This window comes from Streptomyces sp. NPDC058758, from assembly GCF_042746075.1.
GTDB lineage: Bacteria > Actinomycetota > Actinomycetes > Streptomycetales > Streptomycetaceae > Streptomyces.
Genome location: NZ_JBHYPS010000007.1, coordinates 144543 through 168187, shown reverse-complemented (window position 1 = coordinate 168187; position 23645 = coordinate 144543). Strand labels below are relative to the sequence as shown.

Below are 23645 nucleotides of genomic sequence, written 5' to 3'. Positions count from 1 at the left end.
TTCTTTGTTTGGTGTTTGCGGGGGCCCCGGGGGGGGGGGTTGCGGGGGGGGGGGGGCCGGGCCCCCCCCCGGGGGCGGGGGGTCGGGGCCCGGGCCCAGACCCCCGTGCCGCTCCGTTCCGGGTCCCGGCCGGGCCCGTTAGCGTGACGGGCGTGACCGTGACGGGCAGCAGCGGGCAGGGCGTGGCCGGGAGCACCGCCGGCGCGGCCGGCAGCTCCCGTGCCGTCGGCGGCGGGCCATCCGCGCTGTACGGCCGGGAGGCCGAACTCGCCGCCGTCTCACAGTTGTTGTCGCCCGCGCAGGGGACCCCGGGGGCCGAGCGGGTGGTGTGCGTGGCGGGCGGCCCCGGCGAGGGGCGTTCCGTCCTGCTGGCCCGGGCGGCCCGGGACTTCCCCGGCGCGGCACACGTGGTCGGCGCACCGGGCCGGCAGGTGCCGTGGAGCGGGGCGCGGGCGCTGCTCGCCGTGCTGGCCCCGTCCGGGGCCGCGGGGAACCGGGCGGCGCGGCTGGCCCGGGGCCCGGAGGGCATCGCGGCAGCGCTGGCGTCGCTGCTGCCCGGCCGGGACCGGGTCCTGCTGTGTCTGGACGACTTCCCCCTGTGGGACGCGCACTCACGGGCCGCGCTCACCGCGCACTGGCGGGCGCCGGGCCCGCGCGGGCCGGTCCGCGCCGACTGGCTGGTGGCGTCCGCGCCCGGCCGCCCCCTGCCCGTCGCGGCGGACGCGCCGCTGGTCCGGCTGCCGCGCCTGAGCCGGGTGGGCGCCCGCGCCCTGCTGGACGGGGCGAGCGGCGGGCGGGTCTGCCCCGCCGTCGCCGAACGACTCCTCGACGAGGCGGCCGGGCACCCGGGCGTCCTGGCCGAGGCGGTCCTCCGCCTGCCGCGGGACGTGCTCGACGGGACGGTGCCGCGGCGCGGGGGGCTGGTCGACGACGGCGTCCTGGCGAGGGTGTACGCCGGGCTGCTCGGCGCCCTCCCGGCGGACGGCCGCCGGCTGCTGCGCGTGGTGGCCGCGGCCTGCGCCCCCGCCGGGGCGGGGGGCCCGGGATCCGGGGCGCCGTACCGTACGGACGTGGGCACGGCGCTGGCCCGCGCCCGGGCCCTGCGGGTCCCCACCGAGGCCCTGGACGGCCTGGTGGCGGCCGGGCTGCTCGACCGCCGGGGCGACGTGCTCGCCTTCACCGACCCGTTCCTGCGGCGGGCGGCGGGGGCCGCCCCGGGAGCGGACGACGCCGCCCCGAGCGGTCCCGAGGACCCGGGGCGCCCCGGCCGCCGCGCCGTCGGCCCCACCGCCCCCTCCGGCCCTCCCGCCCCCTCCGTCTCCTCCGCGCCCCCCGCCCCGCACGAACGGCACCGGGCCGATCGTCTGGGGCCGCCTCCGGGCGTGCGGGCGCGGTCGGGGGCGGCGCGGGGGCGGGCGCTGCTGACGCGGGGGTTCGCGGCGCTGGCGAGCGGACCGGTGATGGACGCGCACGAGGCGTTCGCGCAGGCGGCGAAGGTGCTGCGGGACCGGGAGCCGGCCGAGGCGGCGGACGCGCGGTTCCTCGCGATGGAGGCCGCGTGGGCGGCGGGGGACGTCGGCGCCTGCCTCACCGCGCTGGATCTGGCCCCGGCCGTCCGGGGCACCGAGCGGGCCTTCGCCGAGGGGCTGCGGGCGGCGCTCACGGTCCGCCCGGACCGGGCGCGCACCCCGCTCTCCCGGGTGGTCGCGGTCGGCGCGGTGCGGGACGAGCCCCGGCTGCTGCTGCGGGCGGGGGCGGCCGCGCTGGTGCTGGGGGACGTCGCCGCGGCGGCCCGGCTGCACGGCAGGGCGCTGGCGCGGGCGCGGGCCGAGCAGCGGGCCTCGCTCCTGCCGCGGATCCTCGAACACCTGGCGTACGCGGAGCTGCGGGCGGGGCGGTACGCGCGGGCCGGGCACGCCGCCGGGGAGGGACTGCGGGCGGCCCGGGCCACCGGCCAGCTCAACTCGGCGGCCCATCAGCACGCGGTGCTCGCCCTGGTGGCATCGGTGACGGGCGACGGACCGGCCGTGGCGGAGCACGCGGAGCGGGCACTGGCGATCGGGCGGCCGCACGGTCTCGCCCAGGCGGTGACGCTGGCCGAGTGGGCCCTGGCCCGGTCCGAGTGGGGCGGTGGACTGGCCGCCCAGGCGGCCGCGCGGCTCGCCCCGCTGGTGCGTCCCGGGCCGCACGGCGGGCACTTCGCGCTCCGCATGCTGGCGGTGCCCTGCTTCGTGGAGGCGGCGGTGGCCTCGGGGAGGGCGGCCGAGGCGCGGGCGGCGACGGAGGAGTACGCGCTGTGGGCGGGGTACGGCCTCGACCGTCCGGCCCCCGCCCAGCTCGCCCGCTGCCGCGCGCTGCTCGCCCCGCGCGGCGAGGAGACGGGCCGCTGGTTCGGCGAGGCCCTGCGGCGCCACGAGGACGGCGGCAACGACTTCGAGCGGGCCCGGACGCTGTTCGCGTACGGTACGTGGCTCCGCCGGCGGCGGCGTCCGGGCGAGGCGCGGGGCCCGCTGCGCGACGCGCTGGTGACCTTCGAGCGGGCCGCCGCCGAGGGCTGGGCCCGGCAGGCGCGCGCGGAACTCCGCGCGACGGGCGCGGCGGGCGGGCGCCCGGCGGAGCCCGCCGCGCTGGCCGGACTGACCCCGCAGCAGCAGCGGATCGCCCGGCTCGTCGCGGACGGCGCCACGAACCAGGAGGTCGCCGCCCGCCTGTCGCTGAGCCCGCGCACGGTCGACCACCATCTGCGCGGGGTGTACGCCCGGCTCCAGATCCGCTCGCGGGTGGAGCTGTCGGCCCTGATGGCGGGGGTGGGGGCGGAAGCGCGGGCGTGAGGCGTCCGGTGGGCCGGCGGGCCCTCGGGGCGGGTCAGCGGGCGCCGAACACCTGCGTCCAGTAGGGGCCGCCGTCGGTGGTGACGCCGACGCCGAGTTCCTTGAAGTCGCAGTTGAGGATGTTGGCGCGGTGGCCCGGGCTGTTCATCCACGCCTCCATGACCTGTTCGGGCGTGCTCTGTCCCATGGCGATGTTCTCGCCGTAGGTGGACCAGGGGTAGCCGGCGGCGGTGACCCGCTCCCCCGGGCCGTCGCCGTCGGGGTTGGTGTGGTCGAAGAAGTCCCGGGCGGCCATGTCGTCGGAGTGGCCCTGGGCGGCGCGCGCGAGGGTCGCGTTCGCGGTGAGCGCTCCGCAGCCCGCCTTGGCGCGTTCGGCGTTGACGAGGGCCAGCACCTGGTCGGCCGCCGAGGCCCGGCCGCTGTCGTGCTGCGCGCCGCCGCCGGGGTCCGGGTCGGTGCCGGAGGTCGGGGACGCGGTGGTCGGGGCGGGCTTCGGGGCGGCCGTGGGCGCGGCGGTCCTCTTCGGCGGGGTGGCCTTCGGGCTCGCGGTGGTGCGCTGCGGGGCGGGGGCGGCCGTGGTCGGCCGCGCGGTGGCGGGCTTCCTGCCCGTGGGGGTGGCGGAGGCGGTCGCCCGGCCCGGCGCCGTGGTGGACGCGGAGGGGGTCGCGGCGACGGTGGCGGGGGTGGACGACAGGGAGTCGGGGGCGTGGGTGAGGGGGGCGTCGGGGGCGGGGACGGCGGCACGGTTCGCCTCCAGGAGTTCCTCCTTGCCGTCCCGCCCGCCGTAGAGGGAGAACGCGCCGCCGGTCACCGCGACGACCGCGATCCCGGCCGCGACGGCGGCCCGTCGCCGGGTGCGCTCCTGCGCCTGCCGCCGTCGGCGGCGGTCCCCCCGCCCGGGGCCTCCCGCGGCGGCGGGCGCCGGGGCGAGTCCCCCGAGGTCGTAGGCGCGCGTGGCGTCCTCGGCCTCGGCGGCGGGCTCGGCCGGCACGGCGGCGGGCTCGGCCGCGGCGAAGACGGGGCCGGCCGTCGCGGGGGCCGGCGCCACTCCGGCGCAGGCGCCGCACCGGCCGGTGTGCGCGGCCAGGTGGTCGCGCCACCCGGCGCCGGGGTGCCCGCCCCATCCGGCGGTCAGCTCCTGGAGGCCGGGGCAGCGCGGCCGCCGTGCCAGGGCGGCGCCGACGGACCGGGCCGCCTCGACGCGCGTCCGGACCGTCCGCATGCGCAGTTCGGTCTCCTCCGGCGTCCACCGGAGCGCGGCGGCCGTCTCGTACCTCAGGAGCCACCCCTCGGCCTCCAGCGATCCGAGCGACGCCAGCACCGCGTCCTGCGCGTCCAGCCATCCCGCGGCCCCCTCGGGCCCGGAGGCGTGGGCGAGGGTGGTGTCGACGGCCAGGGCGACGAGCCAGGGCCGGAAGGCCTCCGGGTACGGCAGGGTGTGGAGCGAGCCGTGGGCGCGGCGCAGGACGTCGTGCACGACGGTGTCGGCGACGGCGGGACGGGCGTCGAGGGCGCGGGACACCAGGGCGTGGAGGAGCGGCCGGTGGGCGCCGAGGACCTGGTCGCACGCCCAGGGGTCCCCGTACTGCGCCGCCCGTATCCACTCGGTCATCTGGTCCGCTTCCATGGTCCGCTGCACGCCGTCCGTCCTTCTCTCGCCCGTTCCCGGAGTTTCCTGCGCCTGGGAGAGCCTCGGCCGAGCGGGGCGATAACGGAAAGAGGGAAAGCGGAATCCGTGACGTGGGTCACAGGGTGGGCGGGGGGCTCGCAGAAGACCGGGGCCTGCCCTGCCGGTCCCGCTCGGCGCGCGTCGTGAAGGCACGCGCTTCGCCGGAGCCGACCGGCGAGGCGGTCGCCCGGGGCTCCCGCGATGTCGGCCACCCGGACGGGTCGGAGTTCCGTCGGCGCTTCCGGCTCGCCATGGGCGTCACTGGCGTCATGGGCGTCACTGGCGTCACTGACGTCATGGGCGTCACTGACGTCATGGGCGTTACTGGCGTCATGGGCGTCACGCCGTCGGAGTACCGGCGCCTGTTCGGCATCGCGGCACGGATCAGCCGGCGGGAGGGCCTGTCGGCGGGTCAGCCGGCGAGGATCCGTTCCACTCCCTCCCGATAGCTCGTGACCGGAAAGCCGGGAAAGCGGGCCGCGAACTTCGAGCTGTCGAAGACGTTCTCGTCACGGTAGCGGGCGATCAGCTCGAACATCTCGTCGAGCGGCTTGACGAAGCGGCGCCCGAGGCGGAAGGCGGACATCGGCAGCACCGTGTAGCCGAGCTTGCGGCCGGTGACCTCGCCGGCGATCTCGATGAGCTGGGCGTAGGACCGCCGGTCCGGGTCGACCGGCAGGTGCCACGTCTGGCCGTAGGCGTCCGGCGTGTTGCCGAGCAGGGCGAGGGCGCGGCTCGCGTCGGGGGTCCAGATCAGGGAACGCCCGGCATGGGCGTCGACCGGGACGAGCGGCCGCTTGCCCGCCTTGATCCGGTCGAACACCAACGAGTTCGTGTAGCTCTTCGTCCGGCCGGGACCGTAGAACTCGGGCGCCCGGCCGATCAGGGCGTCGACCCTGCCGGCCCGCACGGCCTCCAGCAGCATGGTGGCGATCTCCGCGCGGACCCGTCCCTTGCGTCCGCCCGGCGCGAAGGCCGTCGACTCGGTCTGGGGCGTCGGCGTTCCGGGATACATGTAGGTGTTGTCGAAGAAGACGAGCTTGGTGCCGTGTTCGGCGCAGGCGTCGATGACGTTGCGCATGAGGGCGGGGAACCGGCGCTCCCACAGCTCCGAGTCCAGGGGCAGGCCGACGGTGAGGTAGGCGATGTCGCTGCCCGCGACGGCACGGCTGGTGGCGCCGGCGTCGGTGAGGTCCGCGGCGACGAGCTCGTCGGTGTCGTTCACCCTCGACGGCTTGCGGCTGACGAGGCGGATGTCCCGGGTGTGGTTGCGGTGGAGCTCGTTCACGAGCCCGTCGGCGATCGGCCCGCCGGCGCCGAGAACGGTCTGCATGGGTCTGGATCTCCTCGAGGTGTTCGGGTGCCCGATCGCCGGCGCGGTGCCCGCGCGCTCCGAGAGAGAGGCGGGGGGTGGGGTACGTGCCGGCCAGAGCGCCGGTGAAGCCGGTGGCGCCAAGGGCCACGACGGCGGAGTAGCACGCCTGCACGCGGGGGACATCGAGTTTCCGGCTCCCCGGACGTGCATAATGTTTGCAGTGCTAACAAAGTATAGGAGGGCGAAGTAAGCGATGTCAACATCAGGGAAGAGCAGCTACCACCACGGCGACCTGCGGGCGGCGCTGCTGTCTGTCGCGATGGAGATGCTGGAGGGCGGCGAGCCCTTCTCGCTGCGGGCCGTCGCGCGCCGGGCCGGCGTGTCGCCGACCGCGCCGTACCGCCACTTCAAGGACCGCGACGCCCTGGAATCCGCGCTGGCCGTCGAGGGCTTCCGGGACCTGCTGGCCGACCTGGACGGCGGGCGCGGCCTGCCCGCCTCGCTCCCGGACCTGGCCGAGTTCGCCGTCGCGTACGTCGCCTTCGCACTGCGGCGCCCGGCCCTTTTCCGCGTGATGTTCGGCAAGCCGTGCGACGACGCCGACGACGAGCGCGTCAAGGCCGCCGACGCCCTGCACGAGCTGCTGGCCGACGCGCTCGACCGCGTCTCCCCCGACGCGGACGCCTCGGCACTGGCGTCGGCCGGCTGGGGGCTCGCCCACGGGCTGGCCTGCCTGTACCTCGACGGCAAGCTGCAGGCCGCGTCGGACGAGGAGGTCGCCGACCGGGTGCGCGGCGCCTTCCTCGCCCTCACCTCGGTCGGCGCCTGACGCACGGCGCACACCGGGGGCCCGCCGGGAACCCGGTTGTTGACGGTGCTCACATGGCATGCCATCCTCGGTGTTAGCGGTGCTCACATCAGGGGAGAGGGCTCATGACAGCGACCCGCGAACCGACTGGCCGGACCGTGGGGGCCGACCTCGGAGGGCGTCCCGTCCCCGTCCCCGAAGGCGGCCTCTACGACCGGTTCCGCATGGACACCGATCTCGACGAGGTCGAGCGGGACCCGCGGGTCAGCAGCGTCGACTTCTTCCGCCGGATGCCCAAAAGCCGCGTGGACTCCCGCATCGGGCCCACGCTGACGCCGGACTTCTCCCACCGCGTCTCCACGACCCGGCTCACGATGCTCGCGCCGACCAAGGCGATCCGGGCCCGCCTGCCCCGGGAGCCCGACCCGCTCGGGATCGCCCCGGGACGCGGGATCGTCTCCGTGATGACCTTCCGCTGCGACGTGTGCGACATCGACTTCTCCGCCGAGGCCGCCGTCGGCATCGCCGTGAAGCCGGCGCGGCACGGCGGGCCGGGCCTGCTCGACCTGGCCACCGGGCCCAAGAACGACCCCCTGCGCTCCTCCGTCCTCTCGCTCCCGGTCAGCACCGAGATCGCGCGGGTCCGCGGTCACGACGGCTACGGGTTCCCCCAGTGGGTCGCCGGGCTCGACGTCGACATTGACACCGCGCACCTCCGCCAGGCTCGCCCACGACCGGGGCGGCAGGGGCGGCCCGGCCCCGGCCGCCGTCACGGCGCAGACGGGCCGCTCGAGCACACCGAGGCCCGGACCGTCGCCCGCCGGCGCCTCCAGGGCTTCACCCCGCCCGGCGCGGTGGCGTACGGGCAGGGGGCGCGGATCCCGGCCCGGGCGTTCAGGACGCCGCGTGCCCTCGGCGCCCGCCGACCGATCACCCGCCACGACGCGGCCCGCCGCCTCGCCGCCCCGGTCCCCGTGAAAGAAGATCAGCCATGACCAAGCGCGTCCTCAACGTCGTCACCAACGTCGGCCACTACGACGACCCGTCCCACGCCACCGGCCTGTGGCTCTCCGAGCTCACACACGCCTGGCACGTCTTCGAGGAGCACGGCTACGGGCAGACGCTCGTCAGCCCGGCCGGCGGCGCGGTGCCCCTCGAACCGCGCGCGCTGAAGTTCCCCCACCTCGACAGGACCGCCAAGGCCTGGCGCGCCGACCCAGGCAGGATGGCCCTGCTCGAGAACACGGCGAGCCCGGACCAGATCGACGCGTCCGAGTACGACGCGATCTACTTCACCGGCGGTCACGCGGTGATGTACGACTTCCCCGGCAGCGAGGGCCTACAGCGCATCACCCGCGAGATCCACGAGCGCGGCGGCATCGTCTCCTCGGTCTGCCACGGCTACTGCGGCCTGCTCGACACCCGGCTTTCCGACGGCTCGTACCTCATCGCCGGCCGCAGGATGACGGGTTTCGCCTGGACCGAGGAGGTCCTCGCCCGCGTCGACAAGCTGGTCCCCTACAACGCCGAGGAGGCGGCCAGGCAGCGCGGCGCGCTCTACGAGAAGGCGACGCTGCCGTTCGTCCCCTACGTCGTCACCGACGGCAACCTCGTCACCGGCCAGAACCCGGGCTCGGCCAGGGCCACGGCGAAGAAGGTCGTCGAAGCCGTCGAGGCCGACGCGCCGGGGAAGCGAGGCTGACCGGTCGTTTCGGAACGCGGTGCGCGGCCCTCTCAAGCGGACGACGGCACAGACCGGTTCGAGGAGTCCGGGGCGCAGGCGCGCTCCACGACCCGGCGGGTCCTGCCCGGGCCGGAACCGTGCGGGGGGGCGATCGATGTGACGGTGCCGGCCGTTCCCGCGCACCGGGCTTCGGCGGGATCATGGACCCATGGTGTCAAGCATCGTCGTCCAGTACACGGAGCTCCTGTGGTCGAGCTCCCACGACCTCTGGGTCCGGCTGCGGGAGCTCCTGAAGGGCCAGGGGCTCGATCCCGCCCGGACGACGGTCGTCGACCTCCTGCAGGGCGGCCTCGATCACGAGGACGGTCGGGTCATCTCCGACGACGACCGGGTCTACACGTTCCGCCTCCGCTACGACCAGACGGCAGAGCACGGCGCGCGCAGTGCCCGTCTGGAAGACTGGACGGATGTCACCGGGTCCTGGGGGACCGGATCCCTGGCGACTCGCACCGCGGGCGCCTTCGCCTGGAAGTCCGCGGCCCGGACCGGCGGGTGGCACCCTTCGGCCGTGCCCGAGCACTCCCCGGCCGGCTACACGCGCTGTGTCCACGTCACCGCCGACCCCGCCGACGCGTACCGCCGGGCCATGCGGCTGTGCGCGCTGATGGAACACCGCGGCGAGGAGGCGGAACTGCTGACGCACCTGGAGAGCGTCGGCGAGGTCCGCCGCATGGCGGCGGCACTGCCGAACGCCCGCTTCGCGCACCGCCCTTACCCCGGCGCCCCGCCCTCTTGCGGCGCCGGCGGCTGCGAACCGGACGTGCCGGCCATGGACGACCGCGCACTGGAGGCACACCTGCCGCTCGAGATGTCCGCACGGTTCCCCCGGGGGACGGCCGAGGACCGGGTCATCGAGGCACTGGGCGACGACGGCAACGCGGTCTTCCTCGTATGGCCGGGCCGCTGGCCGGACAGGCCCGAACACGGCCTGCGGGGCTTCGTCCACGACGCGGTACAGGTCGCCTTCCGCGGTGACCACTCCGACCCCGCGTCGCCGTCCGGCAGGCACGCGGTCCACGTCCACGTGTCCGAGGAGTCCGGCCGCCGCGGCGTCGAGTATCTGACCTCCCGGGCGGACGTCCACCCGTGACCGGCCCGGCATACGGCCCGTCAGCCGGCCGGGCATCGACCGCCCTCCGGCCGGCACTCCTCTGCCGACGGCCGATGAGGAGCACCCCCGGGACCGGTTGCGGAGCAACCCTTAGGCTGGGCCGCATGGACGGGGATCACGGGGACGAAGGGTTGGCGGGGCGGCTGCGGGCGCTGACGGGCGGGCGGTTCCCGGTCGCGGCGGCGGTGGTCGGTCCCGGAGGCGCGGCGACGGCCTCGGTGGGGGCCCCGCTCGGGGCCGACTACGAGATCGGGTCCGTGTCGAAGGGCGTGACCGGGCTGCTGTACGCGGACGCGCTGGCGCGCGGGGAGGTGACGGCGGGGACGGCGCTCGGGGAGCTGCTGCCGCTGGCGGACGTCCCGGTCGGCGGGGTGACGCTCGGGGCGCTGGCCACGCACCGCTCGGGGCTGCCGCGGGTGCCGGCGTCGGCCCGGCCGTGGCGGCGGACCTTCGCGCTGTGGCGGCACGGCACCAACCCGTACGGCGAGGACGTCGCCGAGCTGCTCGACCAGGCGCGGGCCGCGCGACCGGGGCCGCCGCGGCCCCGGTACTCCAACCTCGGCTTCGAGCTGCTGGGGCACGCCCTCGCGGCCGCCGCCGGAACGTCGTACGAGGAGCTGGTCGCCGACCGGATCGGGACGCCGCTCGGCCTGGAGCGCTTCTACCTGCCGGCGGGGCCCGGCGGTCTGCGGCCGGGCGCGCTGGCGGGGACGACCCGCCGCGGCAGGCCGCGCGAGCCGTGGACGGGCGAGGCGCTGGGGCCCGCGGGCGGGATCCGGGCCGACATCGGCAGCATGGCGCGGTTCACCGCCGCGCTGCTCGACGGCTCGGCGCCGGGCACGGCCGCGCTCGACCCGGTCGTCCCGTTCACGGCGGGGACGCGGATCGGCGCGGCCTGGATCACCCTGCGGGTCAGGGACCTGACGGTCACGATGCACAACGGCGGTACGGGCGGCTTCCGTTCCTGGCTCGGCCTGGACCGCGGGTCGGGCACCGGGGTGGTGGTGCTGGCCGCCGCGAGCGTCTCCGTCGACCGCTCCGGCTTCGCCCTCCTCACGGACGGCCGGCCGCGGAGCTGACGGCCGGCGGCCCGTCCGGGCGGGGCCGCGTCCGGGCCGGCCCGGCGGGCCGCCGGGCCGGTGGCGGCGCCGGCCAGCGCGAAGGCGCCGCCGAGCAGCAGCCAGCCTGCGGGACCGCCGCCGACGAGGAGGGTCGTGACGACGAGCGGCCCGAGCGTGCGGGCCACGGGGACGCCGGCGCCGTAGAAGCCCTGGTACTGGCCGACGCGGTCGGCGGGCGCGAGGCCGAGCCCGAGCTGCCAGGAACCGGCCGAGTGCCGCATCTCGGCGGCGACGAGGAGCACCGACCCGAGGACGAGGACGGCGGCGGCCGCGCCGGCGCCGAGCCCGGGGAGCGCGCTCGCCGCGAAGACGGCGCAGGCGGCGAACATGCCGGCGCCCGCGCCGCGCACCGCCCCGGCGGCCGAGTCCAGGTCGGTGACCGGACGGGCGGCCCTGACCTGGAAGAGGGTGACGGCCGCGGTGTTGAGGACGAACAGCGCCGAGACCGTCCAGCCCGGCGCCGCCGTCCGCTGCACGATCCACAGCGGCAGGGCGAGGCTCAGGAGCGGCATCCGCAGCAGCATCAGCGCGTTCAGGAGCGTGAGGACCACGTAGGGGCGGTCGCGCAGCACCGCCGTCGCGGGGGCGGCGGTCCCGGGGGCTGCCGCCGCGGCCGTCGCGGGGGCCGGGAGCCGGCCGAGCAGCAGGGCGCAGAACAGGAAGCCGCCCGCGTCGAGGGCGAACACGGCGAGGTACGCGCCGCGCGTGCCGGCGTGCAGGGCGACGCCGCCGAGGGCAGCGCCGACGGCGAGGCCGGCGTTGAGGACGGCCTGGAGCCGGGCGAGGACGGCGGTGCGGGCCTCGGGCGCGACCAGTCCGGCGAGCAGGGCCTGCCGGGCGGCGGCGAGGCCGCTCTGGGCGGAGGCGTACAGGGTGGCGGCGGCGAGGAAGGCGGGGAAGGAGCCGATGAGGAGGAAGGAGGCGACCGCCGCCGCCGTGACGAGCGCGAGGAGCACGGAGGTGCCGCGCGGCCCGCGCCGGTCGGCGAGCGTCCCGAGCGGCACCCCGGCCGCCGATCCGACCGCCCAGGCGACGGCGAGGCCTGCGCCGACCTGGGCGGCGGAGAGCCCGACGACGACGGTGAAGTAGAGCGCGGAGGTGACGTAGAAGGCGCCGTCGCCGACGGAGTTGCTCAGCTGGGCGAGGAGCAGGGCGCGGGGCGCGGGGGCGCGGCCGGTGCCCCCGGCGGCGGGGGCGGGGTCCGGGAGGGCGGTGGGGCGCGCCGGGGAGGTGTTCGCCATGGACACGACGGTACGGCGAGGTGGCCCGCCCGCCTTGGTCCATTGACGGGCCGTTGGGCTGGGCCACTTGGGCACCGCCGTCAGTTGCCGTACACGCTCCGGCAGAGCTCCGCGGCGCCCATCGGCGCGTCGATCCGCCGCGCCTCCCGGCACAGGCTCCGCATCTCGGGGACCTGCGCGGCCGCCGGGCGCGGGGCCGGGGCGCGGACGGGGGTGCGGGCGGCGGTGCGAGCGGGAGGACGGGCGGCGGTCGGCGCGGGAGCGGCGGCGCGGGGCCGTGGGGCGCGGGCTCCCGGCGCGCGGGGGTGCGACGCGCCGGCTTCCGGCACGCGGCCGGGAGCCGGCTCCGCCCCGCCGCCGCGCCGCACCTCCCCCGGACCGGCCTCCCCCGCTCCGGCCGGTCTCGGCGGTGCGGCCCCGTCCGCCCGGCGCCGGGCCGGAGCGGGCCCGTCCTCCGCCTCGCCCCCCTCCCCCGTCTCGCCCGGCTCCGCCTCGGCCAGTTCCTCCCGGGGCTCGGCCTGCACCAGGGGCGGCGGCCCGGCCGGCAGGGCCGAAGGGAGCCGCCGGGCAGCGGGTTCGGGCTCCGGGGGCGCGGCCCAGGGGGCGGGCGGGGCGGGCGGCGGGGACGGGTCGGGGAGGGCGACGCAGCCGCCGACCAGGAGGGCGGTGAGGAGCGGGAGCGCGGTGCGGCGGAGGCGGGCGTTCATGGCGGCCACGCTGCCGTACGGGAGGGCGGGCGGGCGCCGGTACGGGCCGCGACCACCGCCACGGGTGAACGGCGGACGCGGCTACCGCGCCGCCGGCCCGTCCCGCGAGCCGCGCCGTCGATCGGCGCCGCTATGCTACGGCCAAAACAGAATCTGGTTCTAGATTTTTCCTCTGGTCTGCTGGTGATCCACGGGGGGACTCCCGATGTCGTACACGCCGCCGTCCTGGTACCCGCCGGGACAGCCCCCCGCGCGGGGCCCGCGCTCCCGGCGCGACCGGGGGCTGACCGCACTCGCCGTCGGCCTCGCGCTGCTGGTCGTCGCGGTGGCGGGGGCGGGGTGGTACGGCTACGGCGCCGAGCGGGCGCGCCCCGCGACCGCGCGGGAGACCGCCGCGCCGCCCTCCGGGACGCCCTCGGCCCCGCCGGGCCTGCGCACCTCCGAACCCGTCCCCGCCCCCGGCACCCGGGAGCTCGCCGCCGCCCGCCGCCCGGGCGAGGCCGCCGCCTGGATCGCCTCCGACTCCACGGACCTGCCCCGGCGCAGCATCCCCGTCGACGGGCCCTGGATCGTCGGCGACACCGTCGTCCAGGCCCTGTACCGGGAGGTCACCGCCTACCGGCTCTCGGACGGCGCCGAGGTCTGGAACCTGACGCTGCCCACCCCGGTGTGCGAGGCGCCGGAGAACCCGACCCCGGACGGCCGGATCGTCCTCGTCCTCGCGACCAGCGGCTCCCAGCGGGGCGCGCGCTGCGACCGGTTCCAGATGATCGACCTGAGGACCGGGAGGACGGGCTGGAAGAAGGAGCTGCTGCGGGACCCCGCCCGGGACACCCCCGCCGTCATCGTCCACACGGCGATCAGCGGGGACACCCTCGCCGTCGCCGAGGGCCTGGGCGCCACCGCCTTCCGCGTCTCCGACGGCGCCCGGCTCTTCACCGTCCCGACCGAGAACCCCGGCCGCTGTCACCCCGACCGGGTGGCCGGTGGCAGCAGGCTCCTCGTCAGCGCCACCTGCGCGCTCGGCGTCGACCGCGGCAAGAGCCACTCCCAGCTCCGCGAACTCGATCCGCGCACCGGCGCCGTGCGCTGGCGCCACCGGACCCCGGCCGGCCGGAAGATCGAGCGGGTCGCCTCCGTCGACCCGGTGGTGTACACGTCGATCGACAACGACCGGCTCACCGAGGACTGGCGGATCGTCGCCCTCGGTCCGCGCGGCGAGGTCCGCCGCACGATCGACCCGCGCCCCAAGGGCTTCGAGCACTGCGCGCACGCCGGCATCGACGCGGACCTCCAGCCGTGTCCGGGCGTCGTCGTCGGGCAGGGGCTGGTCCACGTGGGCGGCACGGACCGGGTCGGCGCCTACGACCTGGCGACCGGGAAGCTCCTCTGGGGGGTCCAGGCGCACGACGGCAGGACGCTGACGCCGGTCGGCTCCCGCTCCGCGTCGGGGACCGTCGTGTACGAGTCGGCCACCCCGAGCCGCCCCGGCCGCACCTTCGTCCTCGGCAGCGGCGGGGCCGGCGAGGAGGAGGTGCTGATGAGGCATCCGCAGGCCGCCGCGGAGGCCGAGTACAGCACGATGGCGGGCCGCGTCCTCCACGTCGGCGGGCGGATCCTCGCGATGCCCACCGTCGTCAGCGGCGACGACGCCCGGCGGCAGCCCCGGCTCGTCTCCTTCGCCCCGGCCCGGGACTGACCCCGCGCCCCCCGGCACCGACTCCAGAGAGCGCTCTCAGCCCCTTCGCCGGTACGGATATCCTGACCCGGTCCGGAGCAGACGAAGGGGGCCGACGTGGCCGAGCAGACGACGGGCGCCCGTCCCACCCTGGAGGCCGTCGCGGCCCGCGCCGGGGTGTCGCGGGCCACGGTCTCGCGGGTCGTCAACGGCGGCGCGGGGGTCCGCGCCCCGCTGGCCGACAAGGTGCGGGAGGCGGTCGAGGAGCTGGGGTACGTCCCGAACCTCGCGGCCCGCACCCTGGTCACCCGGCGCAACGGCGCCGTGGCGGTGGTCATCGCGGAGCCGGAGTTCCGGATCTTCTCCGACCCCTTCTTCCAGGAGCAGGTGCGCGGCATCAGCCGCGAACTGACCGCGCACGACTCGCAGTTGGTGCTGCTGTGGGTGGAGGGGCCGGGCGATCACGACCGGATCGCCCGCTACCTCGGCGGCGGTCACGTCGACGGCGCGCTCGCCTTCTCCCTGCACGACGAGGACGAGCTGGCGGCGGTGCTGCGCCGGGCGAAGATCCCGACGGTGCTCGGCGGGCGGCCGACGGACGGGATCGGCCCGGACATGCCGTACGTCGACTGCGACAACCGCGGCGGGGCGCGCGAGGCCGTCCGGCTCCTGGTCGACCGGGGCTGCCGGACCGTCGCGCACCTGGCCGGCCCCCGGGACCAGACCTCGGCCGTGGACCGCGCCGACGGCTACCGCGACGCGCTCGGGGACCCGGATCCCGCCCTGTTCGGCCACGGCGACTTCACGTCCGAGAGCGGCGCCCGGGCGATGGCCGAACTCCTCGACCGGCGCCCGGACGTGGACGGGGTCTTCGCGGCCAACGACCTGATGGCCTCGGGCGCCCTGCGGGTGCTGCGGGAGCGGGGGCTGCGGGTGCCGGAGGACGTCGCCGTGGTCGGCTTCGACGACGTGGCGTCGATCGCCGAGCGCACGGACCCGCCGCTGACGACCGTCCGGCAGGACATCGAGGGCATGGGCCGGCTGATGGTCCGGCTGCTGATGCGCCTGCTGAACGAGCACGGGTCCGGGGCGCCCGCCCCGGACCCGCTGATCACGCCGACGACGCTGGTGCGCCGGGCCTCGGCCTGAGGCCCGGCGCCCCCCGTCAGTCGAAGGGGATGACCACGACGGAGTCCGCCGTCCCCGTCCTGACCGTCGCCGGTCCGTTGCCGATGGCGCTCCACAGCTCCACGCGGACGGTGCCGCCGCGCAGGTCACCGAGGGTGCCGGTGGCGGACTTCAGGCCGCGGGTCTGGTCGTAGCGCTCCCAGCCGGTCACCGGGTCGGTGGCGAAGTAGTGGTAGGTCTCGGTCCGTTCGAAGGTGCCGTCACCGGTCAGGTCGTAGCTGACGCGGACCTGCTGGCCGAGGCCGACGGTGGTGCCGGCGTCCACGGCGAGGCGGAAGGCGGTGGCGGCGCCCGGGGTGAGGGTGCCGGTGACGTTCCGCGCCTCGTAGACGAGCGGCTGGTACGGGGTGCCGTCGTGGTTGGCCCCGCCGGCCGAGGCGATCGTGTCGCTGCCGGCGGCGGTGTCGGTGGCGGTGGTCAGCTGGCCACCGCTCTTGAGACGGAAGGTGTCGCCGGTGCCCGGCTCGGGGCAGGCCGGTCCGCCCGGCTGGCCGCAGGGGATCGTGCCGGTGCCCTTGCCGGTGGCAGTGGAACGGGCGGGCACGGTCAGGGACTTGCCGTCGGAGAAGGTGACGGTGACCGGCGCGGAGCCGTAGTTGTGGGCGGCGTAGGTGCGTTCGGTGCCCTTGAGGAAGACGGCCGAGGTCGGGATGGAGCCGGTGACGCTCGCGTCGGGGGCGCCGAGGGCGTCCAGGGTGGTCAGCCAGTGGTAGGTGTGGGCGCGGGTCTCGCCGGCCTCGGGGGTGTAGTTCCCTCCGGTGGCGTCGAACCTGCCCTTGGCCCGGGCCGGTTCGGCGAGCGACTCGAACTCCCAGAGGATGTCGCGCCATTCGACGGCGGGGCCGCCGTTCTCGCGCTCCATCTCGGCCAGGTTGCGCCGGATCGCGCCCGGGTAGGCGCCCATGTGCAGCGCGTTCCCTGAGGTCACCGGGAGGGTGTTGATGCCGTGGATCTCCTCCGGGTTGGCGGTCCACCAGGTGGAGTACGCGCCGCCGCTGCCCCAGACCATGCCGACGGTGTCGTGCCCGAAGGAGCCGGGGAAGACCTGCTGGTCGGCGTCGAACCAGTACTGGCCGACGGCGTCGGACTCGGTGGCGAGGAGGTAGCCGCCGAGGTCCCGCAGGGAGGTGTCGCCGGTGGCGGAGCCCCACAGGACGAGGGCTGCGCTCAGGTTGGTGGACTCGGAGGAGGACTCCTGGTTGTTGCCGGCCGCGAAGCCGGAGTGGCCGGAGGCCCAGCTGTGCCCGGCGTAGACATCGAAGCCGCGCAGGAAGGGGAAGGCCGTGTCGGTGCGGCTGGGGTTGGCGACGTCGCGGACCAGGGTCTTCACCATGCCGCCCCAGGCCGAGTCGGCGGCCCACGCCTGGTCGTACTGGGCGACGATCGCGGCGGCGTACACGTAGTAGCCGTAGTGGAAGTGGTGGTCGTTGAGTTCGGTGTCGCTGCCGTAGGAGGCCGGGTAGCCGGTCAGGGTCTTCCAGGTGCGGTCGTACGAGAACTCGTTCGCGCCGCCCGCGGTGAACCAGTCCTGGAGCCGGCCCTTGATCAGTCCGAGGAGCCGGTCGCGCAGCGCGGTGTCGCCGAGCTGTTCGGCGAGCGGCACCAGCTGGGCGAGCTTGCCGAGCGCCTTGCCGGTCCAGTACGTGTCGGTGGCGCCGGAGAACGGGTCGGCGGAGTTCACCACCTCGTTGAGGTAGGTGCGCAGCCGGGCCTGGTCGACGGCGCCGGTGGCGGGCAGTCCGGGCAGGACGGCGGCCTGCTTGCGGCTGGTGGAGAAGGAGCGGCCCTCGCGGACCTTCATGGTGCCGCGCGGGGAGACGTAGGTGTACGGGGTGAGGGGGTCGGTGGAGTTCAGCCACTGGTGGCGGTAGAGGGCCTGGAGGGTGCCGGTCTCGGTGCCCTCCTTCGCCTCGGTGGTGAGGGTGTAGGTGGCGTTGGCCCTGCCGCCGGAGGAGGACCAGGCGACGCGGGAGCCGGTGACGAAGCTGTAGGCGTAGCGGCGGTAGGTGGCGAGGGCGTCGGTGGAGGGGAGGACGGCGACGGAGAAGTAGTCCTTGCCGCCGAGTCCGGCGGTGAGGGCGGTGCCGGAGACGTTCCAGTCGGTGCCGGTGGGTGCGAAGAGGGCGTAGTGGTGGCCGGCGACGGTGATGCCGAGGACGTTGCCCTGGTCGGCGAAGACGGTGGGCGCGGACGCGGTGGTGATCCGGGCGTCGCCTCCGCTGCCCTTGGCGTACACGAAGGGCAGGCCGTGGCCGATGGTGGTGCGCAGGGTGCGGGCGCCGTCGGACCAGTAGGGGGTGACGGTCCAGTCCGACCAGTCGTCGGCCTTGGCGTCGGGCGAGTTGAGGCCGGTGAGGCCGAGGGTGAGGTCGGCCTTGTGGGGGAACTCGTACTGGCGCCCGTCGCCGACGATCGCCGGGGTCGTGGGGTAGCCGATCTCCAGGCCGCCGGCGACGGCCTGGTAGGTGAGGGGGTGGCCGTACATGGGGGTCGAGTACGGGTTGTCGCCGTAGCGCTGGAAGGCGAGCGAGGACCACCAGTCGTTGGTGGGGACGGGCCGGTCCTTGGCGGCGGCGGTCACCTTGGGGGTGACCGGGGCGCCGGTGTTGGTGGTGGGCCCGGAGGTCCCGGCGGGGCGGGTGTCGGAGTATCCGCCGGCGCCCACGGGGACGGTGGCGGCGGAGGCGGGGCCGGCGGCGGCCGGTACGAGACCGGCGGCGGCCAGGGCGGAGACGAGGACCAGCGACGCGGCCGGTCGGGAGCGGGGAGCTGACACGTACAGCACCTCGTTGGCTCGGAGGAGGGGGGGTCGTGGGGGTTCGACCGTCGGTGCGACGGCTCTTGAGAGCGCTCTCAGCAGTGCGCAACGTAAAACTCTCGAAACCTGGGCGTCAAGAGAAGGGACACGAAGCGGAGTTGGGACGGGCGTTCCGCAGGAAGCCTTCGATTCCGAGACGTTACGTCTTCGAGTCTTGACGGGAGCGGGAGAGTCGGGGCACGCTCCAGACCGTTCTTGAGAGCGCTCTCAAGCGTTCTCGGGCCGCCCCGGGAAGACCCGGCGGCGCCCGCCCCACCTCCCCCGATCCGCCCCGACGCCAAGGGAGCCCGTCCATGCCCCTCACCCGAGCCGCCACCCAGGCCGCACTCCGCCTCGGAGCGGTCGCGCTCGCCGGTTCCCTGCTCGCCGCCTGCGGGTCCGGCGCCTCCGGCACCGCCTCCGACAAGCCGGGCGGCAAGGTCACGGTGACCGTCGACCTCTTCGGCTCCTTCGGCTACAAGGAGGCCGGGCTCTACGCCGAGTACGAGAAGCTCCACCCGAACGTCACCATCAAGCAGACCGACACCGAGGACGAGGCCGACTACTGGAAGTCGCTCCAGACCCGGCTCGCCGGCGGCGGCGGCCTCGCCGACGTGCAGGGCATCGAGGTCGGCCGGATCGCCTCCGTCACCCAGCAGCAGGCCGACCGCTTCGAGGACCTGCGGAAGTACGGCGCCGACGGCCTCAAGGACCAGTTCGCCGACGCCAAGTGGGCCGCCGCCACCGGCAAGGGCGGCGAGGTCCTCGGCCTCGGCACCGACGTCGGCCCCGAGGCGATGTGCTACCGCACCGACCTCTTCGAGCAGGCCGGACTCCCCACCGACCGCGCCGAACTCGCCAAGAAGTGGGCCACCTGGGACGGGTACCTGGAACTCGGCAAGCAGTACAAGGCCAAGGCCCCCGCCAAGAGCGCCTGGCTGGACAGCGTCGGCAGCCTCTTCTCGATCATGATCGGCCAGGAGAAGGAGCGCTACTACGACGCCTCCGGCGCGCTGATCTGGGAGACCAACCCCGCCCTGAAGACCGCCTGGGAGACCTCCGTCGAGGCGAGCGGCGCCGGGCTCAGCGCCAAGCTCGACCAGTGGTCCCCGCAGTGGAACCAGGCGTTCGCCGCCGGCTCCTTCGCCACCATCCCCTGCCCCGCCTGGATGCTCGGCTACATCAAGGGCCAGGCCGGCGAGACCGGCAAGGGCAAGTGGGACATCGCCGCGCTGCCCGGCGGCGCCGGCAACTGGGGCGGCTCCTACCTCGCGGTGCCGCGTGCCGCCAAGAACAAGAAGGAGGCGTACGAGCTGATCAAGTGGCTCACCGCCCCCGAGCAGCAGGCCAAGATCTTCGCCAAGCAGGGCAACTTCCCCTCCTCGACCGGCGCCATCGCCGAGGTCGCGGACACCACGGACCCGTACTTCTCCGGCGCGCCCATCGGGCAGATCTTCGGCGACGCGGCCAAGGCGGCCCCGGTGCAGGTCCTCGGCGTGCACGACCAGAACATCAACCAGCAGATCACCAACGCGCTGAGCGAGGTCGAGCGCAAGGGCCTCGCCCCCGAGAAGGCCTGGGAGAACGCCAAGAAGGGCGTCGCGAACACCCTCGGCTGACCCCCTCTGGCCGGCCCGGCCGGTCGGGGCCGACCGGGCCGCTCCGGGGCGCCCCGGCCGCTCCGGGACGACCCGGCCCCTGGCCGGTCGGGGGCCGGCCGCTTCGGCCGACCCCCGGCGCGGCCGACCACCGGCTCGGCCGGTCGCCCTCCGAAGCGGCCGCCCCCCCATCAGCCGGCTGCCTTCCGGGGTGGCCGGCCCCCGACCTGCCGCCTTCCCGGGTAGCCGGCCCCGGCCGGCCGCCTTCCCGGGTGGCCGGCCCCCGACCTGCCGCCTTTCCGGGTAGGCGATCCCCGACCGGGCACCCCCGAGGTGGCCGGCCCCCGACCGGCCTGTCGCCTTTCGGGGCGGCCGGTCTCCGGCCCGGCCGGGGCGGCTCCCCCCGCCCCGGCCCTCCTCCCGCGCTCCCCTCCTCCGTGACCACCTCCCGAAGGGCCGCACCGTGACCCTCACCGCACCGGCGAAAGCCGTCACCGCGCCCCGCCCGCCGGCCCTCCGGCGGGCCTGGCGCGCGGTGTCGCCGTACACCTACGTCGCCCCGTTCTTCACCCTCTTCGCCGCCTTCGGGCTCTTCCCGCTGATCTACACCGCGTACGTGTCCCTCTACCGGGTCGAGCTTCAGACACCCGGTGACATGCAGTGGCGCGGGCTCGGCAACTACACCGCCCTGTTCGGTGACGAGTTCTTCTGGACCGCGCTGCGCAACACCTTCACCATCGGCGTGCTGTCGACCGTGCCGCAGCTGGTGATGGCCCTCGGACTCGCGCACCTGCTCAACTACCACCTGCGCGGCCGGACGTTCCTGCGGACGGCGATGCTACTGCCGTACGCCACCTCCGTCGCCGCCGCGACCCTCGTCTTCGCCCAGCTCTTCGGCCGTGACTTCGGGCTCTTCAACTACGTCCTCGGGCTCGTCGGCGTCGGACCGGTCGACTGGCAGAACGGCACCCTCACCTCGCAGATCGCGGTCTCCACGATCGTGGTCTGGCGGTGGACCGGCTACAACGCGCTGATCTATCTCGCCGGCATGCAGTCCATCCCGTCCGAGCTGTACGAGGCGGCCGAGATGGACGGCGCCTCGCGGTGGCGGCAGTTCTTCCACGTGACGCTGCCGGGGCTGCGTCCCACGATCCTCTTCACGGTCGTGGTCTCGACGATCGGCGCGACCCAGCTCTTCGGCGAGCCGCTGCTCTTCGAGGGCTCCATGTCGGGCGGCATCTCGCACCAGTACCAGACCCTCGGCCTGTACATGTACGAGCAGGGCTGGGGCTTCTTCCACCTGGGCCGGGCCGCCGCGATCGCCTGGGTGATGTTCCTGCTGATCCTGGTGCTGGTCGGGGTCAACGCCCTGATCGCGCGCCGCCGTTCCCGCAAGGAGGCCGGCCGATGACCGCACTCGCCGACCCGCCCGCACCGCCCGCGCCGGTCGTTCCGGCCGCCCCCCTGGCCCCCGCCCGCCGCCGCAGGTCGGGCGCCGGACGGACCCTGAAGGCCGGACCGCTCGCGTACGCCGTGCTGATCCTGGCCGTGCTCGTCTCGGCCTTCCCCTTCTACTGGACGATCGTCGCGGCCAGCCGCACCAACGCCGACCTCGCCCAGGTGCCGCCCTCGCTGGTGCCGGGCCCGCACCTGATCCGCAACTTCGAGGCGGTCCTCGCCGAGGCCGACATCGGCAAGGCGCTGCTCAACTCGCTGATCGTGTCCGGCTCGATCACCGTGGGCACGGTGCTGTGCTGCACCCTCGCCGGCTTCGCCTTCGCCAAGCTGCGCTTCCGCGGCCGGGGCGCGCTGCTGGCGATCACGGTCGGGACGATGATGATCCCGCCGCAGCTCGGCGTCATCCCGCTCTTCATGCTGATCGCCGAGCTGCAGTGGGTGAACCAGCTCCAGTCGGTGATCCTGCCCGGTCTGGTCTCCGCCTTCGGCGTCTTCTTCATGCGCCAGTACCTGGTGCAGTCGCTGCCCGACGAGCTGATCGAGGCGGCCCGGGTGGACGGCGCGTCCACCGCCCGGATCTTCTGGTCGATCGTGGTGCCGATCGCCCGCCCCGGCATGGCCGTCCTCGGCCTGCTCACCTTCATGGCCGCGTGGAACGACTTCTTCTGGCCGATCGTGGCGCTCTCCTCGCAGGAGCCGACGGTCCAGGTGGCGCTCCGCCAGCTCGGCGGCGGCTACGTCCACGACCAGTCCGTGATCATGGCCGGCACCCTGCTGGGCACGCTGCCCGTGCTGCTGGTCTTCGGCCTGCTCGGCCGTCAGATCGTCGGCGGCATCATGCAGGGCGCGGTCAAGGGCTGAGCCCCGCCCCCCGCCCCGCCCCTTCCTCCCTTCCTCCTCTCCTCCCCTCCCCCTTCTTCTCTCTTCCCTCTCCCCTCTTCCTGGAGTTGCCTGCTCATGACCGCCGTCGACGCACGCCCCGAGTCCTCCGCGACGCTCCGCTTCCCGGAGGGCTTCCGGTGGGGCACCGCCACCGCCGCTTACCAGATCGAGGGCGCGGCCACGGAGGACGGCCGGACACCGTCCATCTGGGACACCTTCAGCCGGACGCCGGGCAAGGTCCGCAACGGCGACACCGGTGACATCGCCGCCGACCACTACCACCGGGTCCGCGAGGACGTGGCCCTCATGCGCGAACTGGGCGTGACGGACTACCGGTTCTCCGTGGCGTGGCCGCGCGTCCAGCCGACCGGGCGCGGGCCGGCCCTGCAGAAGGGCCTGGACTTCTACCGGCGGCTCTGCGACGAGCTGCGCGAGTCCGGCATCCGGCCGGTGGCCACGCTCTACCACTGGGACCTGCCGCAGGAGCTGGAGGACGCGGGCGGCTGGCCGCGCCGGGAGACGGCCGAGCGGTTCGCCGAGTACGCCGGGATCGTGGCCGGGGGCCTCGGCGACCGGGTCGCGACCTGGACCACGCTGAACGAGCCGTGGTGCGCCGCCTTCCTCGGGTACGGCAACGGCGTGCACGCCCCGGGCCGGACCGCCGACGCGGACGCGCTGCGCGCGGCGCACCACCTGAACCTGGCGCACGGCCTGGCGGTCGCGGCGCTGCGGGAGGGGCTGCCGGCCGGGGCCGAGGTGTCGCTGACGCTCAACCTGCACGTGGTGCGGGCGCTGACGGAGTCGGCGGAGGACCGGGACGCGGCGCGCCGGATCGACGCGGTGGCGAACCGGATCTTCCTGGACCCGGTCTTCCGGGGCCGGCTGCCGGAGGACCTGGTGCGGGACACCGCCGGGGTGACGGACTGGGGGTTCGTACGGGACGGGGACCTGGCGGCGATCTCGGCGCCGATCGACTCGCTCGGGCTGAACTACTACTCCCCCACGGTGGTCGCCGCGGGGTCCTCTGAGTCGCCGTCTCCGTGGGCGGGTGCGGAGCGGCACGTGCGCTTCCTGCCGGCGCCGGGGCCCCGGACGGCGATGGACTGGCCGGTGGACGCGGACGGGCTGTACGAGCTGCTGACGCGGCTGCGCGACGAGCTGCCGGACGTGCCGCTGGTGATCACCGAGAACGGTGCCGCGTACGACGACTACGCGGACCCGTCCGGGCAGGTGCGCGACCCGGAGCGGGTCGCGTACCTGCACGGGCACCTGGCGGCGGTGCGCCGGGCCATCGAGGACGGCGCGGACGTGCGGGGCTACTTCCTGTGGTCGCTGCTGGACAACTTCGAGTGGGCCTTCGGGTACAGCAAGCGGTTCGGGATCGTGCACGTGGACTTCGCGAGCCAGCGGCGGACGCCCAAGGACAGTGCCCGCTGGTACGCGGAGGTGATCGCGCGGGGCGGGCTGCCGTCCTGAGCGTCCGGCACGCCGCCGCGC

Annotated in this window: 15 protein-coding genes and 2 pseudogenes; 12 read left to right on the top strand and 5 right to left on the bottom strand. The window is 75.5% G+C overall.

Translation table 11 applies throughout. From position 1 onward, the window contains the following. Positions 1-152 precede the first annotated feature (152 nt). On the top strand, positions 153-2831 hold the full coding sequence (locus ACFW6A_RS12040; protein WP_386640226.1) for a LuxR C-terminal-related transcriptional regulator: 2679 nt from the start codon (positions 153-155) through the stop codon (positions 2829-2831). A 34-nt stretch (positions 2832-2865) separates the two neighbouring features. On the opposite strand, the gene ACFW6A_RS12035 is transcribed toward ACFW6A_RS12040, so the two are convergent. Together ACFW6A_RS12035 and ACFW6A_RS12030 are read right to left on the bottom strand one after the other, a co-directional pair. Further along, entirely contained in the window at positions 2866-4470 is a 1605-nt protein-coding gene (locus ACFW6A_RS12035) for a CAP domain-containing protein (RefSeq protein WP_386640224.1), read from the bottom strand. 442 nt (positions 4471-4912) lie between these two features. Next, on the bottom strand, positions 4913-5833 hold the full coding sequence (locus tag ACFW6A_RS12030; RefSeq protein WP_351856887.1) for an NAD-dependent epimerase/dehydratase family protein: 921 nt from the start codon (positions 5831-5833) through the stop codon (positions 4913-4915). Between the two features lie 235 nt (positions 5834-6068). Here ACFW6A_RS12030 and ACFW6A_RS12025 point away from each other — a divergent pair, with 235 nt between their 5' ends. The 5 genes and pseudogenes from ACFW6A_RS12025 to ACFW6A_RS12005 all read left to right on the top strand — a co-directional run bounded on the left by ACFW6A_RS12025 (position 6069) and on the right by ACFW6A_RS12005 (position 10557). Continuing rightward, complete coding sequence (locus tag ACFW6A_RS12025; RefSeq protein WP_386640221.1) at positions 6069-6644, top strand: TetR/AcrR family transcriptional regulator; 576 nt, start codon at positions 6069-6071, stop codon at positions 6642-6644. 104 nt (positions 6645-6748) lie between these two features. Then, a pseudogene (locus ACFW6A_RS12020) lies at positions 6749-7406 on the top strand (acetoacetate decarboxylase); the annotation flags it as partial. A gap of 208 nt (positions 7407-7614) precedes the next feature. Then, complete coding sequence (locus ACFW6A_RS12015) at positions 7615-8325, top strand: type 1 glutamine amidotransferase domain-containing protein (protein ID WP_386640218.1); 711 nt, start codon at positions 7615-7617, stop codon at positions 8323-8325. A gap of 190 nt (positions 8326-8515) precedes the next feature. Beyond that, positions 8516-9457, top strand: coding sequence for a hypothetical protein (locus tag ACFW6A_RS12010; protein ID WP_386640215.1), 942 nt, complete (start codon positions 8516-8518; stop codon positions 9455-9457). Between the two features lie 74 nt (positions 9458-9531). After that, entirely contained in the window at positions 9532-10557 is a 1026-nt protein-coding gene (locus tag ACFW6A_RS12005) for a serine hydrolase domain-containing protein (RefSeq protein WP_386640212.1), read from the top strand. A 344-nt stretch (positions 10558-10901) separates the two neighbouring features. On the opposite strand, the pseudogene ACFW6A_RS12000 reads toward ACFW6A_RS12005, so the two are convergent. After that, positions 10902-11840: pseudogene (locus ACFW6A_RS12000) on the bottom strand (MFS transporter); the annotation flags it as partial. Between the two features lie 80 nt (positions 11841-11920). Beyond that, complete coding sequence (locus ACFW6A_RS11995) at positions 11921-12547, bottom strand: hypothetical protein (protein WP_386640209.1); 627 nt, start codon at positions 12545-12547, stop codon at positions 11921-11923. Between the two features lie 205 nt (positions 12548-12752). Between ACFW6A_RS11995 and ACFW6A_RS11990 the strand changes: the two genes are divergently transcribed. Together ACFW6A_RS11990 and ACFW6A_RS11985 are read left to right on the top strand one after the other, a co-directional pair. Next, a complete protein-coding gene (locus tag ACFW6A_RS11990; protein ID WP_386640206.1) occupies positions 12753-14246 on the top strand; it encodes a PQQ-binding-like beta-propeller repeat protein in 1494 nt (497 codons plus the stop codon). Between the two features lie 96 nt (positions 14247-14342). Next, a complete protein-coding gene (locus ACFW6A_RS11985; RefSeq protein WP_351856987.1) occupies positions 14343-15374 on the top strand; it encodes a LacI family DNA-binding transcriptional regulator in 1032 nt (343 codons plus the stop codon). Between the two features lie 16 nt (positions 15375-15390). On the opposite strand, the gene ACFW6A_RS11980 is transcribed toward ACFW6A_RS11985, so the two are convergent. Continuing rightward, positions 15391-18189 (bottom strand): glycosyl hydrolase, encoded by a 2799-nt coding sequence (locus tag ACFW6A_RS11980; RefSeq protein ID WP_386640203.1) that lies wholly within the window; start codon positions 18187-18189, stop codon positions 15391-15393. A 335-nt stretch (positions 18190-18524) separates the two neighbouring features. On the opposite strand from ACFW6A_RS11980, the gene ACFW6A_RS11975 reads away from it, so the two are divergent. The 4 genes from ACFW6A_RS11975 (at position 18525) to ACFW6A_RS11960 (ending at position 23624) form a co-directional block, all read left to right on the top strand. After that, entirely contained in the window at positions 18525-19829 is a 1305-nt protein-coding gene (locus ACFW6A_RS11975) for an extracellular solute-binding protein (RefSeq protein ID WP_351856991.1), read from the top strand. 442 nt (positions 19830-20271) lie between these two features. Further along, on the top strand, positions 20272-21219 hold the full coding sequence (locus ACFW6A_RS11970) for a carbohydrate ABC transporter permease (protein WP_386640201.1): 948 nt from the start codon (positions 20272-20274) through the stop codon (positions 21217-21219). Continuing rightward, entirely contained in the window at positions 21216-22127 is a 912-nt protein-coding gene (locus ACFW6A_RS11965) for a carbohydrate ABC transporter permease (protein ID WP_351852671.1), read from the top strand. Before ACFW6A_RS11970 ends, ACFW6A_RS11965 begins: the two co-directional genes overlap by 4 nt. 96 nt (positions 22128-22223) lie before the next feature. After that, on the top strand, positions 22224-23624 hold the full coding sequence (locus ACFW6A_RS11960) for a GH1 family beta-glucosidase (RefSeq protein ID WP_351852669.1): 1401 nt from the start codon (positions 22224-22226) through the stop codon (positions 23622-23624). Positions 23625-23645 lie beyond the last annotated feature (21 nt).

Excerpts from the sequence above, each read along its gene's own strand:
- ACFW6A_RS11990 (WP_386640206.1), top strand. The coding sequence starts at position 12,753 with ATGTCGTACACGCCGCCGTCCTGGTACCCGCCGGGACAGCCCCCCGCG.
- ACFW6A_RS11965 (WP_351852671.1), top strand. The coding sequence starts at position 21,216 with ATGACCGCACTCGCCGACCCGCCCGCACCGCCCGCGCCGGTCGTTCCG.
- ACFW6A_RS11995 (WP_386640209.1), bottom strand. The coding sequence starts at position 12,547 with ATGAACGCCCGCCTCCGCCGCACCGCGCTCCCGCTCCTCACCGCCCTC.
- ACFW6A_RS12015 (WP_386640218.1), top strand. The coding sequence starts at position 7,615 with ATGACCAAGCGCGTCCTCAACGTCGTCACCAACGTCGGCCACTACGAC.
- ACFW6A_RS12030 (WP_351856887.1), bottom strand. The coding sequence starts at position 5,833 with ATGCAGACCGTTCTCGGCGCCGGCGGGCCGATCGCCGACGGGCTCGTG.
- ACFW6A_RS11975 (WP_351856991.1), top strand. The coding sequence starts at position 18,525 with ATGCCCCTCACCCGAGCCGCCACCCAGGCCGCACTCCGCCTCGGAGCG.
- ACFW6A_RS12010 (WP_386640215.1), top strand. The coding sequence starts at position 8,516 with ATGGTGTCAAGCATCGTCGTCCAGTACACGGAGCTCCTGTGGTCGAGC.
- ACFW6A_RS11960 (WP_351852669.1), top strand. The coding sequence starts at position 22,224 with ATGACCGCCGTCGACGCACGCCCCGAGTCCTCCGCGACGCTCCGCTTC.
- ACFW6A_RS12025 (WP_386640221.1), top strand. The coding sequence starts at position 6,069 with ATGTCAACATCAGGGAAGAGCAGCTACCACCACGGCGACCTGCGGGCG.
- ACFW6A_RS12005 (WP_386640212.1), top strand. The coding sequence starts at position 9,532 with ATGAGGAGCACCCCCGGGACCGGTTGCGGAGCAACCCTTAGGCTGGGC.